General features: G+C 37.4%; 8 protein-coding genes and 4 tRNA genes. 4 read left to right on the forward strand and 8 right to left on the reverse strand.

Annotated features, from left to right (window positions below):
* Positions 1 to 807 (reverse strand): antitermination protein Q (locus tag AACU98_RS11265; protein WP_161735907.1); only part of this gene is annotated, 807 nt, incomplete at its 3' end.
* A 245-nt stretch (positions 808 to 1052) separates the two neighbouring features.
* Between AACU98_RS11265 and AACU98_RS11270 the strand changes: the two genes are divergently transcribed.
* Complete coding sequence (locus AACU98_RS11270) at positions 1053 to 1790, forward strand: LexA family transcriptional regulator (protein WP_004243642.1); 738 nt, start codon at positions 1053 to 1055, stop codon at positions 1788 to 1790.
* 99 nt (positions 1791 to 1889) lie between these two features.
* Here the strand turns inward: AACU98_RS11270 and trpS are convergent, their stop codons facing one another.
* The 5 genes from trpS to AACU98_RS11295 form a co-directional block, all read right to left on the reverse strand.
* Entirely contained in the window at positions 1890 to 2909 is a 1020-nt protein-coding gene (trpS, locus tag AACU98_RS11275) for a tryptophan--tRNA ligase (RefSeq protein WP_004243643.1), read from the reverse strand.
* 316 nt (positions 2910 to 3225) lie between these two features.
* Positions 3226 to 3301 (reverse strand) — tRNA-Thr (locus tag AACU98_RS11280).
* Positions 3302 to 3307: 6 nt separating this feature from the next.
* Positions 3308 to 3395: transfer RNA gene (locus AACU98_RS11285), tRNA-Ser, on the reverse strand.
* Between the two features lie 249 nt (positions 3396 to 3644).
* A tRNA-Thr gene (locus tag AACU98_RS11290) sits at positions 3645 to 3720 on the reverse strand.
* Positions 3721 to 3726: 6 nt separating this feature from the next.
* Positions 3727 to 3814: transfer RNA gene (locus AACU98_RS11295), tRNA-Ser, on the reverse strand.
* Between the two features lie 203 nt (positions 3815 to 4017).
* Between AACU98_RS11295 and rcsD the strand changes: the two genes are divergently transcribed.
* Both rcsD and rcsB read left to right on the forward strand, forming a co-directional pair.
* Positions 4018 to 6711: a phosphotransferase RcsD gene (gene rcsD, locus AACU98_RS11300; protein WP_004243645.1), complete on the forward strand. Its 2694-nt coding sequence runs from the start codon at positions 4018 to 4020 to the stop codon at positions 6709 to 6711.
* Between the two features lie 17 nt (positions 6712 to 6728).
* A complete protein-coding gene (gene rcsB, locus AACU98_RS11305; RefSeq protein ID WP_004243646.1) occupies positions 6729 to 7385 on the forward strand; it encodes a response regulator transcription factor RcsB in 657 nt (218 codons plus the stop codon).
* 248 nt (positions 7386 to 7633) lie between these two features.
* Here the strand turns inward: rcsB and rcsC are convergent, their stop codons facing one another.
* On the reverse strand, positions 7634 to 10462 hold the full coding sequence (gene rcsC, locus AACU98_RS11310; protein WP_072271810.1) for a two-component system sensor histidine kinase RcsC: 2829 nt from the start codon (positions 10460 to 10462) through the stop codon (positions 7634 to 7636).
* Positions 10463 to 10662: 200 nt separating this feature from the next.
* Positions 10663 to 13296: a DNA topoisomerase (ATP-hydrolyzing) subunit A gene (gene gyrA / locus AACU98_RS11315; RefSeq protein ID WP_036971114.1), complete on the reverse strand. Its 2634-nt coding sequence runs from the start codon at positions 13294 to 13296 to the stop codon at positions 10663 to 10665.
* 184 nt (positions 13297 to 13480) lie between these two features.
* Between gyrA and ubiG the strand changes: the two genes are divergently transcribed.
* A complete protein-coding gene (ubiG, locus tag AACU98_RS11320) occupies positions 13481 to 14218 on the forward strand; it encodes a bifunctional 2-polyprenyl-6-hydroxyphenol methylase/3-demethylubiquinol 3-O-methyltransferase UbiG (protein WP_004243650.1) in 738 nt (245 codons plus the stop codon).
* Positions 14219 to 14470 lie beyond the last annotated feature (252 nt).

Consider the following 14470-nt stretch of genomic DNA (forward strand, 5'->3'; position numbering starts at 1 on the left):
AGTAACTTCTTGTAGAAATTTATCTGATAAAGACTCTTCTTTAAAGCATTCCGCCACTAAAAAATCGAATAGCGGTTTATAATGACTATAAGCAGCCGTTTTTGAAATACTCACCACATGTTGCAATTGTTGTAAGACTTCGCTGAACTTAAGGCGAGGATAACCGCGTCCAGCACATTGGCGACAAGGTTTAAATACGGCAACTCCTTGTAATTCAGTCTGTTTTTTATCAATAATTTTTCCACGTCCATGGCAACGGCATGCTAAACGAATTTCCGCTTTACCTTTGCATGTAGGGCAAATAACGCGTGTTACTTCCCTTACCTCTCGAAAAGAAGGTTTATTTGATGAGGTTGTTTTTAGATGAGGTTTGGCATTTTGAGTAACCTGCTGGGTTGTTTTTCGACCATGGCATTTGGTGGTAAAAACTTCAACTTCGATAAAGCCATCATCACAATCAGGACATGCTCTCTTGCTGGCTGCACTTCTGGCATAATCCTGAAAAGCATATTCAGCGATAATATGTAAAACTTTAGCTTTATCATGTTCAGCTAACTTATCAATCATCTTATATTGGTTAACTTGAGTTAATGCACATTGATACAGGCTTTCTATCGCTTCTTCGGGACGGTTAATGTGGTGTTTCGCTAAAAATAGCTCTATTCCCATTCGCCCTTTACGTGTCGCTAAGCTTATTGAAGCCATTACATCCGTAATGGATAATGAATCAACAGCTTCAGGCGTTCTAACATCACTTAATACAACACTTTTTGGAGAAAAATACTTAGGTAAGTCAGCTAATCTCATACAATATTCCCTTTGATTTACTGTCACGACTTATTTGCTTATCCATATCCCACAACAAGCTAGGGGCACTTACATGCCTGCTTAAATCACCATTAGCGTATTGATGCACTCAATGCTATTTTATACTCAACCTATCCGTTATGGTTAATTTAGTTAACAAATCATGTTTAACATACTTTTATTAACTGTTAGTTAATGCTAGTATGTAACCAAAGTCACGTCAAGATAGAAAAGGAAATTAACTAGTGGTTAAAAATAACTATAAGTTAGCATTCACAAAAAGACTACAAGAAGCCTGCCTAGACTCCGGGATTGCGGGTAGAGGGTTAGGTAAAAGAATTACAGAGGCATTGGCTAAACAAGGAATAAAAGTCAGTGCGCCCGCGGTCTGGAAATGGTTAAATGGTGAATCCGTTCCTGACTCAACGAATATTTTAGCCTTAAGTCAGTGGCTAGATGTTCGAGCTGAATGGTTAGAATATGGCAGAGGCGCCAAGAAAAATGATGGCATTTCAGTTAATGAAATAATGCCTGTTAATGATTGGGATAATAGTACTCCTATAGAGCGAGATGAAGTGGAGATCCCATTTTATTCAACAATTGAATTGGCCGCAGGTTTTGGCAGTTGTACCACTGATAATCAAAAGGTGGAATTATTGAGATTCTCTCGTTCTACATTTAATCAATATGGTGTACAGCCAAGTGATGCTGTTGCTTTTAAAGTGCATGGCGACAGTATGTCACCGGTTATTCCTGACAGCTCTATTGTAACCATCAGTACAGGTCATACTAAGATTATTGATGGTGGTATTTACGCTATTCAGCAAGGTGACTTGTTAAGAGTTAAAATCTTGCACCGCTTACCCAATAATAAAATCATTATTCGTAGCTATAATACGATTGATTATCCTGATGAAGAATCAACCTTAGAAGAAGTAAAAATCTTAGGGCGTGTTTTTAATTGGTCGGTGATGGGCTGGTGATCGCTTTAGGAAAAGTGAATGAAAAAGTGAATAGTGCTAACACTAGGCTTACTGATATTCACCGTTAAGCCTAATGTTAGCTTTTTTAAATACAATAGCTCACAAGATCAATAATCCTAGACCACGTTTTACTTCATCAAGCTTTTGTTGAGTCACTTCTTTCGCTTTATCGCTCCCTTCTTTGATCACTTGTAATAAATAAGCTTTATCATTAATAAGTTGCGCTCTTTTTTCACGTATTGGTTGCAGAAGCTCTTGTAAGATATCATTAAGCATAGCTTTGCATTTCATATCACCAAGTCCTCCTCTTTGGTAATGAGCCTTCATTGCTGTCACCGTGGCTTTATCTTGGCAAAAAGCATCTAAATAGGTGAACACCACATTACCTTCAATATGACCTGGTGATGCAACATCAATATGTTGCGGATCGGTATACATCGAATAAACCGCTTTTTTAATTTCATCGGCTGTGGATGATAAATTAATCGTATTACCTAAGGATTTAGACATTTTCCCACTACCATCTGTACCAGGTAAACGACCGACTTGCCCTACTACGACCTTACAGCTTGTCAATACGGGTTGTCCTATTAAGCTATTTATTTTGGTGACGATTTCATTGGTTTGCTCAATCATAGGCAATTGATCTTCTCCTGCGGGCACAATATCTGCACTAAATGCAGTAATATCCGCTGCTTGACTGACAGGATAGGTTAAAAATCCCGCCGGCAATGAACGAGAAAGATTTTTTTGCAAAATCTCATGTTTTACTGTTGGATTACGCTCTAAGCGAGATACTGTGACAATATTTAAATACAGCATAGTCAGTTCTGATAAAGCCGGTAGTGCGGATTGTAAGCATAATGTGGAAAGTTTCGGATCAATACCAACAGCTAAATAATCAGCCACCACATCAAAAAGAAATTTACTGACCTTTTCAGGTGTTGAGCCATTATCGGTTAACCCTTGCATATCAGCCATTAAGATATATTGTGTCGCTTTATTCTGAAATTCGACACGTTGCTGAAGAGAGCCAATATAATGACCAAGATGTAAAGGTCCAGTGATCCGATCCCCTGTTAAAACTATCGATTTATTTTCAGTGAGATATTTGTTCATTGCATTTCCTTAGTTGGGATAAATACCGCCAGAGAAATGCCATAAACAACATCACCGCGCTCTGGCGGCAATAGTGTTATTTATATAAATAAAAGATAAATAGGACTAGGTGCCGCTTAAATAAAGCGCCACCAATTTTGAATTGATCTTAATGAGCGAGGTCTTGTATTCACAATATTTCCTTATTAACTTATTTAGTTGTATAGCAGTTTTATCTATAAGTCAATCAAGGAAAATTATCCTAAGATCATCATTATCCCAACAAGTGGAGATAAGAAAAAACCCGTTACCTCTTTCGAGATAACGGGTTCTTATATGGTGCCGGCTACCGGAGTCGAACTGGTGACCTACTGATTACAAGTCAGTTGCTCTACCAACTGAGCTAAGCCGGCGAATTCTGGCGGAAGGATAGAGATTCGAACTCTAGGATGGTTTCCCATCGGCGGTTTTCAAGACCGCTGCCTTCAGCCACTCGGCCATCCTTCCATGGCGCGCAATTATGCCTATCTCTGAGCTTGCTGTCTAGTCCTGATGATAAAAAAAATGTTTTTTTTATTTGTTTGCTTAAACTTCAGTCGAATTTTGCCTAAAAAACGATAACTTATTAATTTAGTGGTTAAATTTTGTGAGTTTTTGCTTTGTGATAATGGTGCTTTACAGATAAAAGCGATGAATAAAGGCGAGAAAAAGATAAGAAAAAACCCGCTATCTCTTACGAGATAACGGGCTCTTATATGGTGCCGGCTACCGGAGTCGAACTGGTGACCTACTGATTACAAGTCAGTTGCTCTACCAACTGAGCTAAGCCGGCGAATTCTGGCGGAAGGATAGAGATTCGAACTCTAGGATGGTTTCCCATCGGCGGTTTTCAAGACCGCTGCCTTCAGCCACTCGGCCATCCTTCCATAGCGCGAAATTATGCCTATCTCTGAGCTTGCTGTCTAGCATTCAGCGTAAAAAAAATGACTTTTTTTGTTTATTTGCTCAAACTTCACCCGAATATCCCTTTTAAAGTAATAACCTGTTAATATAATGACTTAATACTGATGGTTGTTTAGCCAATTTTTTCTTTTTTATTGACTTCATTTCTTAAAGGCTCGCAAACTGAATGCGTACACTGACCCAATTAAAGCCAAATACATTAACTCGCTTATATGCTCTGTTTCTTCTGTTTATGGCCATATCCCTTTTTCTATATGCTTATAGCTATTTTGATACTTGGCTAGAAAGTAAAAAAAATGCCATTAACAACACGACTAATAAGTTTGCATCTCAAGTTGAAGATTACCGCTATCACGCTAACCAACTATTCCAGTTATCAAACAAAATTAATGATCCAACCCTCTTTCTGCCTTTAAAAATCAATCCGGTCAAACTACGCTCTGATGTTTATTGGCTTGAAGGACGCGATCAGACCGTTGACGCAATTGTTTTTGGTAAATCGAATGAACAAACCTTTCAGTTAGCCGGTTATTTTGCAAACGCGTTAGAAATTATTTGGGGGGTACGTAATAACTATAGCTCTCTCTATTATCTTAATGGTAAAGGCAATGATCTTATCCTTATTACTACCCACTCAATACTAAAACCAGAATTGCGCTATAAAGAAAGCTATTTAACACTAACGGCTGAAAACAAACGTTCTGAGCTATTAATGCAATCAACGGCATTAGATGAAAAAGAGAGCCTTTCTCCCATTAGGAAAATGCCGACAGAAAATATTTATTACTATACCTATCGCACCATGTTTAATGTGCCAGGGCAACTGACCAGTGTTATTGCCTTTGATTTACCCATAAATAATTTTCTACCTGCTGAGCTATCACCTCAATATTTAAGATTATTACCCACAGGACAGCAGAGTGTTTATGATAAAAACAATATTGAGGTATCAACGGATGGGACTTCACTCATCTTCTCACAGCCCATCGCAGGAATACCCTACTCTTTATCTTATGAGTATCCACTAAAATCGATTTTCAATGAGATTGTGTATAAAAATATCTGGTTACTTATCAGCCTACTCATTTTTATCTCGATTTCAGTGTTTGGTCATATCTATATTCGTAATAAATATGTATTCCCTTATATTTCGATGACGCGTAATCTTCGCATCAAAGAAGAGATGACTAACGATATCATTTCTAATCTTCCTATTGGTCTATTGGTGTATAATTTTTCATCAAACCACAAAATTATTAGTAATAGCCACGCAGAGAAACTATTACCTCATATCGATTTATCTAAGATCCGCCAGATGGCGATTGAACATAATGGTTTAATCCAAACGGCCATTGATAACGAAATTTATGAGATCCGCACCAGTAGCAACAGCAATATCGATAATACTGCTCTATTCATTTTTCTGAATAAAGACAACGAAGCATTAATCAATAAGAAATTGCAGCTAGCACAACAAGAATATGAAAAAAACACGATTGCACGCCGCAAGATCTTATCCAATATGTCGTTAGAACTCATACGACCAATTAAAGATATTAATGAGATGGTATATCAATTTAAAGATCTACTTCCTAACGATACTCACCAACAATTACTGAGTCTGCTATTAGAAAAAACGAATTATATTTCTGAGTGGATAGAAAACATTACGCTAATTAATAAGTTAGAAAATCAAGAATGGAAAATACATCAAGATGAATTTGAACTTTCAACGCTAGTTGAATCTATTCTAATAACCGCATCACCATTTATGATAAGAAAGGGATTAACACTTTATTTCCATAATAATATTAAACCTAGTTTACTTTTATTTAATGATGGCCCAGCATTAAGTAAGATTATTTTATCATTGATTAATTATGCCATTAGTACGACTAATTATGGAAAAATAACCGTCAATCTAAATTTAGAAAAAAATAATGATAAAGAAGAAATAGTAATTGATATTATTGATAGTGGCAGTGGGTTAACAGCTCAAGATCTGGCTAATATTAAATATCCATTTTTAGGTCAAGCTATGGGTGATAAATATTATTCCAACTCGGGTATTATTTTTTATTTATGTCATTTGTTGTGTAACAAAATACAAGGCACTTTGACCATTACAAGCCAAGAAAGTATTGGCTCTCATTTCCGTATCGTACTTCCATACCAGCATATAGATACAGAAGAGCGCTCTTTTGACATATTATTAGAGGGTATAACTGCAAAACTCGCCATAAAAAACCCTGAAATAGAAAAAATAATCTGCCAACAGCTTGATAAATATGGCGCTACATACTTTGATAAAAATAAAGAGAATCTTTACTCAGAATACGATATCATACTTAGAGACACTCCGGATAATAATCCTGAATCAGCAACAGTATTATTAGTTAGCTCTATTACCGGATTTGAAAAAATAGCAAGAAATTTAATAAAGTGTAACTATAACTTCGGTGATCCATTAATTGAGGCTATTACTTATTTGATTGAAGAAAATGAACAACTTTCTCTCGAAACAACTCAAACGAGTATTCGTAATGAGAATAATAACCTTGATCATCACGAAGTAATTCTTAATAATTATAGGAAGAAGTTGAATGATAGTGATTATAAGGAACTATTTATCAATACTGTTCCCATTGATGTTGAAAAACTACACTTAGAAGCAACTAATAAAGACTTTCATTCTCTAGCTCAGACAGCTCATCGTCTGAAAGGGGTTTTTGCTATGTTAGATTTAGAATATCTCAGAGAGAACTGCGAATATTTAGAAGATGACATAAAAAATCATAATGAATTAGAGATAAAAGAACGTATCAATCAACTGGATAAATGGATCCGACAGTTGCTGTAGCAAGGTAACAATTAAACATGAATAACCTTAATATTATTATTGCCGATGATCATCCAATTGTTTTATTCGGCATTCGTAAATCTTTAGAACAAATTGAATGGGTTAATGTTGTTGGTGAATTTGAAGATTCCACTTCACTTATCAATAACTTATCTAAATTAAATGCAGATGCTCTTATCACCGACCTATCTATGCCTGGTGATAAATATGGTGATGGTATTACGTTGATAAAGTACATCAAAAGACATTATCCTAATTTGTCTATTATTGTACTCACTATGAACAATAACCCAGCTATCTTAAGTGCTGTTCTTGACCTTGAAATCGAAGGTATTGTATTAAAACAAGGTGCGCCTGCTGATCTACCTAAAGCACTTGCAGCATTGCAAAAAGGCAAGAAATTTATGCCTGAAAGCGTGGCTAAACTGTTAGAAAAAGTGAATGCCAATGGTTATGGTGATAAACGCTTATCTCCCAAAGAAAGTGAAGTGTTGCGCTTATTTGCCGAAGGTTTCCTTGTCACTGAGATTGCTAAAAAACTCAATCGTAGTATCAAGACTATCAGTAGTCAGAAAAAATCAGCCATGATGAAGCTCGGTGTCGACAATGATATCGCTCTGCTTAACTACCTATCATCAGTCACTATTGATAAGGAAATTAACGGAGAAAGCTAACCCGTTAACTTTTCTTCTCTATGCTGTATAGATAAAATCAGGAAGCTCATACCCATTGTGGGAGCTTCTCTGCTTTTTTATTACTTTTTATCCGCCATCACATCGTTGGCAACAAAAAAATGTTTTCCCCTCTTCCCCTATCATCCTTAACTGGGCAACCTAGCAACAATATTTATCACTGTAATATCGAAATTTTTCAATCAGATCTACCATGAAAAAACCTCGCTTTTCCGAGATTAACCGTTGGATTATGCCACATAGGTGAGTAATACGTCTTTTAATACAGTAAGGGAGACTGGCTTGGAAACACAATCATTCATTCCCGCATCAATACAACGTTGTTTTTCTTCGGCAATTGCATTTGCTGTAACGCCAATAATAGGAATAGTGCGACTCAATTCACGCACTGTTGTCGCTAATTGATAGCCATTCATATTTGGCATATTGACATCGGTTAAAATAATATCGACATGATTTTCTTGCATAAAGGCTAAAGCATCACAGCCATCTTCTGCCGTTGCGGTATTAAAACCAATTTTTTTCAGTTGATCGGTCAACAATAAACGATTGATAGGGTGATCATCAACAATGAGCACTGTCAATAATTGTAGATCGTGATCCGTCATTAACGCGTTATTTTCTGAGTCATCAGACTCTAATTTTGTTTGTGGTAATTGTAGGATAATCTTAATTAATTCATTTAATTTATATGTACTGCATAACCAATTATTCTCAGAGATTTTCTTTGCTGGCTCAAAATAGTGTTCATAAATACGGATAAATTGGCAAGAGTTATCTAAACATTCATCATGATCGGTGATAATAAAATCATTCTCAGATACCTGAGTCACTTCCGTGAATAATTGACAATGTAAGCCCACATAACTTAAATATCGTTCAATAAAGCTTTCTAGATAGAGATTTTTAATACTGATAAAGCAGCGAATAGTACTCTCTTTATAGAGATTATATTTGGTTTGTCCATCACTCGAATTTAGTGCGCCATATAAAGGGATCCGCACAGTAAAACGGCTACCCACATTTTCTTGAGAAACAACACTGATATCACCATCCATCAAGTTAATCAGTTTTTCACAAATTGCTAATCCTAATCCTGTACCTTCTGAAGCACTTTCTGTATTTTGCGAGACCTGAAAGAAGGGTTCAAAAAGCTGATGAAGCATTTTTTCATTTATCCCTCTGCCGGTATCATGAATATCGAAATAGAGATAATATTCATCTCGATACAGGTGCAAAGTAATACACCCTGTCGTAGTAAATTTAATACTATTATTTAGTAGATTAGAGATAACTTGTTGGACACGAACCGGATCGTTATTAACGATTTTAGGTACATCCGGCTCAATAAAGCAGTAAATAGCTAAATCTTTTTTAGCAATTAACGGCAAATAGTTAGAGATAACAAAAGAGACAACTTGGCGACAATTGAATGGCTTAACGTCAATTTTTAATTGTTTCGATTCTATCTTCGAGAAATCGAGGATATCGCTGATAATTTTGAGTAGCAGCGATGAAGAGTTATCCATTGTTTTTAATAATCTGGCAGTCTCTTCATTTTGCGTCAATGATTGTAATAATTCTAAGTTACCAATAATGCCATACAGTGGTGTACGCAGCTCATGGCTGACTGTCGCTAAGAACATTGATTTAGCTTGGTTTGCTTGTTCTGCGGCCGTTGCCATATTTTGTAGAGAGCGTTCCATTTTAACACGAGCGCTGATATCTACTAATACGCAAATCGCCACATCTTCATTCTGATAACGTGAATTCACAAAACTAATTTGCAAATGATTATGATTATTAGTGACCACATCCACTATATTGCTACTTTTTTCAGCAATAATAGAGAGAATATTTTGTTTATCACTATGGCTTAATAAGCGAAAATAATTATGGGCGAGCTCATTACTTAAAATAATCATGCCATCGCGTATTCTTAAGATACTTATTCCTACAGGGGCTGACGCGACTATTTTATGATTAAACTGCTCATGCTCCTCTAAGCGTGAAGCATTATTTTCTGCAGGTGAAAATATTTTTCGCTCAAAAATCCAAACGAAAATAAAGATAACAATCGCCGAAATGATATTTAAAATAATGGCATTAAAAATAGTAAACTTAAATTCATTTAAAATTTGTTTTAATGGTAGTGAATAAACCACACTAAAAGAAGAAGGAAGTAGCTTACGTTTTGCAACTAAATCACTAAAATCATCATCAAAACCAAAGTAAGGAGCACTAACATCCGGTACATCCCTTACACTGCGATAATTATTCTCTTCAGGATAACTTAAGACTGGATTATTTTTATTGTTTAAAAGATGAATAGAGATAACGCGATCTTTCGTAGGTGAAAAATACTCCAATCGGATCGCTCTTTCGATACCAATGAGTGCAATAAATTTCCCTGACGCATAAACTGGCGACATGACATAGAGGATACCGCTATCCCCCTTGGCATCAGGTACTATCCAGTATTGATTACTCTCTTTCCCTTGAGCTCGTTGATTAATGTAATTACGTGTATTTTCGTAAACCATTTTTTTCAACAGTTCAGTATCAATAGGTGATGCACGCAATGGGAAATTAATCATACACATACTATGAGAGCCAACCATAAATACTTGGTTGATACCTTGTAAAGCAGGGGTATTATCTTTCCAGTAATATAGAATACTATTAAATGATCGAAAATAATTGTTTGTTTGCCCTTTGAATAATTCACAATCGGCACTTTCACTTAATTTATGAAGTGAAAAAGGCCCTTCATAAAAAAAAGAATTATTCATCTTAGGGTTTAAATTGAGTTGCTCTTGATGCCGCTCTGCTAAATATTGCAAATCGCGGATAGTACTCGAGGTTTGGCGAAAGAAGCCCAATAAATCGGTATAGTTATTACTATATTCTTGTCGGATATCTGATTTAGTATCATTAAAGATGTTGATGAGATAAAACATGGTTAATAATGCGCCCATTGCCCACAACATGATACCCAGTGCACGAAAAAGGTAGCGGGAAATTTTTAATGACGTTTTAAATGACGAAAGATATCGCAAATAACCACCCTAATCGGTAATACAGATAATCAACTTTCTCATTCTAACAGAAGTTACTCTAGGTCTGAATGAGATGATCTTTATCATCAGGATAATTTTTTCTGATGACTGATAAAATTTTTTGACTAATAAATGCTTATAATATAAAAAAGCAGGCATTCCGCCTGCTTTTTTTGCTTTAAGTTACTGAAAAATAGCTATTATTCTTCTTCACTATCCGCATCATCTGTTGGTTCAGACTCTGGAACATCAGAGATATTGTCGCTGATCATTTCATCAACTTCATCATCATCTAATGCATCATCTTCATCTTCAACACGTTGTAAGCCAACGACTAGCTCGTCTTCTGTAGTACGGATCAAGGTAACACCTTGTGTATTACGTCCCACAATGCTGACTTCTGATACTCGGGTACGCACTAACGTTCCGGCATTGGTGATCATCATAATCTGGTCAGTTTCTTCAACTTGAATAGCGCCTACCACTTTACCATTACGCTCACTCACTTTAATCGAGATAACGCCTTGTGTTGCACGATTTTTGGTTGGATATTCACTTTGAACGGTACGTTTACCATAACCGTTTTCAGTCACTGTTAAGATATCACCTTCGCCACGAGGAATGATCAGTGAAACCACTTTATCATCATCAACCAGTTTCATACCACGAACACCTGTCGCAGTACGACCCATTGGGCGAACACACTCTTCTGCGAAACGAACCACTTTACCATCTGCTGAGAACAGCATGGCTTCATTACTACCGTCGGTTAAATCAACACCGATAAGCTCATCGCCATCATTTAAATTAACCGCGATAATACCGGCACTACGAGGACGACTGAAGTCTTGTAATGGTGTCTTTTTAACCGTACCGCTCGCCGTTGCCATAAAGACAAATTTACCTTCTTCATACTCTCTTACTGGAAGAATAGCGGTGATCCGCTCATCTTGCTCTAGAGGTAATAAATTGATAATTGGGCGACCACGAGCACCGCGGCTCGCTTCTGGTAACTGATAAACTTTCATCCAGTACAGGCGACCACGACTTGAGAAACACAAAATAGTATCGTGTGTATTAGCCACCAGTAGGCGATCGATAAAGTCTTCTTCTTTGATCCTTGCGGCTGACTTACCTTTTCCTCCACGACGTTGCGCTTCATAATCAGTCAATGGCTGATATTTAACGTAACCTTGGTGAGATAGTGTCACAACCACATTTTCTTCATTAATCAGATCTTCGATATTAATATCAGCGGTATTTTCCGTGATTTCAGTACGACGAGGATCGTTATATTGTGTTTTAATTGCTGTTAGCTCTTCACGAATAACGTCCATTAAACGCTCAGGGCTTCTCAAAATATGCAATAACTCAGCAATTTGTAGCAGTAATTCACGATATTCATCTAGCAGTTTTTCATGCTCAAGTCCGGTCAGTTTCTGCAAACGCAGATCTAAAATGGCTTGTGCTTGTTGTTCTGTTAGATAGTATTTACCGTCATGCACACCAAATTGTGGCTCTAACCACTCAGGGCGAGCAACATTGCTATCACCAGCACGCTCTAACATCGCAGACACGCTACCGAGATCCCAAGGTTGGGCAATTAATGCCGCTTTCGCTTCTGCTGGGGTTGGTGCTTGACGAATTAATTCAATAACAGGATCGATATTGGCCAAAGCGACCGCAAGTGCTTCTAAGATATGAGCACGATCACGCGCTTTACGTAATTCAAAAATGGTACGACGAGTCACCACTTCACGACGATGGCGAATAAAGGCTGCGATAATTTCTTTTAGGTTCAATAATTTTGGTTGGCCTTGATGAAGCGCAACCATATTAATACCAAAAGAGACTTGCATTTGAGTTTGTGAAAAGAGGTGATTTAATACTACTTCACCGACTGCATCACGTTTGATCTCAACAACAATACGCATACCGTCTTTATCAGACTCGTCACGTAATCCGCTGATACCTTCAATACGTTTATCTTTTACAAGCTCCGCAATTTTTTCAATTAAACGGGCTTTATTCACCTGATAAGGAATTTCTGTCACGATAATGGTTTCGCGACCTGTTTTCTCATCAGTTTCAATATCAGCCTGAGCACGGATATAAATCTTTCCACGCCCTGTACGATAAGCATCTAATATTCCTCTGCGACCATTAATAATCGCAGCAGTCGGAAAATCAGGCCCAGTAATATATTCCATTAATTCTTCTATGGTGATGTCTTCATTATCAACATAGGCAAGACAACCGTCGATAACTTCACCGAGGTTATGCGGAGGGATATTCGTTGCCATCCCAACGGCAATACCTGAAGAGCCATTAACTAACAAGTTTGGAATACGGGTTGGCATAACAGCCGGTATATTTTCTGTTCCATCATAGTTAGGAACAAAGTCGACCGTCTCTTTTTCCAAATCCGCCAGCAGTTCATGGGCGATCTTCGCCATACGAACTTCGGTATAACGCATAGCCGCCGCGGAGTCACCATCAACTGACCCGAAGTTACCCTGACCGTCAACCAACATGTAGCGCATAGAAAAAGGCTGTGCTAAACGAACAATCGTTTCATAGACAGCAATGTCACCGTGCGGGTGATATTTACCGATTACATCCCCAACAACACGGGCTGATTTTTTATAAGGTTTATTCCAATCGTTTCCCAGTACATTCATCGCAAATAGCACTCGGCGGTGTACTGGCTTCAGTCCGTCTCGAACATCGGGTAATGCGCGTCCTACAATAACGGACATCGCATAATCCAAATATGAGCTTTTCAGCTCTTCTTCGATATTAACTGGTGTGATTTCTCTGGCAATGTCGCTCATGGAGCCACTGTCCCTCATACTACGGATTCAAAGGTGTAGAACTATACCACAAATCGCCAATTTTAGGAAAACTGAAACAATGAAATTAATCACTCTTTCGCGATTCTCTTCGATTTAGCTTCGATTTCGCTCTCTAACATTGGTAGAATCATCGGTAATATGAAAATAGGAGTAATACTTTCTGATGAATGATAAAACAACCTCTTTGCATGCTAACGTAGATCAGCATGAAATCGACAAATTTGAGAGTGTCGCATCAAGATGGTGGGATCTTGAAGGTGAATTTAAACCCCTACATCGCATCAATCCACTAAGACTTAATTATATCCAAGAACGTGCTGATGGCTTATTTGGTAAAAAAGTACTCGATGTTGGATGTGGTGGCGGTATTTTATCTGAAAGTATGGCCCGTGTTGGTGCAGAAGTCACCGGACTCGATATGGGTAAAGAGCCATTAGAGGTCGCACGTCTCCACTCACTGGAAACCGGTATCCCTGTCACCTATATACAAGATACGGTTGAAAACCATGCCGCAGAATATCCACAACGCTATGATGTGGTCACTTGTATGGAGATGTTAGAACACGTTCCAGACCCCTCCTCCATTGTAAGATCATGTGCCAAACTGGTGAAACCAGGTGGACATGTATTCTTTTCTACCATCAACCGTAATAAAAAAGCGTGGTTTATGCTGGTGGTAGGCGCGGAGTATATTCTGAATATGGTTCCTAAAGGCACCCATGATGCGAATAAATTTATTCGTCCCTCAGAATTATTAAGCTGGGTCGATGAAACCAATTTACGTAGCAAAAATATGATTGGGTTACATTACAATCCTATTACAGACAAATTCCGATTAGCGCCAAATGTTGATGTTAATTACATGGTGCACACTCAAGCGACCGATAATTCGGATTTGTGAAATAGAGAGATTGATTTGGTTTAATAAAACATCAAACGATCACATTTTTAAAAATTGACTTTGCCTCTTTTTAGCGTCGTTTTAAGTTTCTGACTGCCTGTATTTATGCAGGGTACAGGCAGTTGTTAAAAAAATTATCCCCTATTTATCCACAGAAACATTCAGATTTGTACACTTGATCAATCCCTCAATTACCATTATCTTGTTATCACCATTTGAACAAACCCCTATATATTGTGTTTCCTTAAATTT

The sequence above is a fragment of the Proteus sp. G4380 genome, from assembly GCF_963885725.1.
Lineage (GTDB): Bacteria > Pseudomonadota > Gammaproteobacteria > Enterobacterales > Enterobacteriaceae > Proteus > Proteus mirabilis.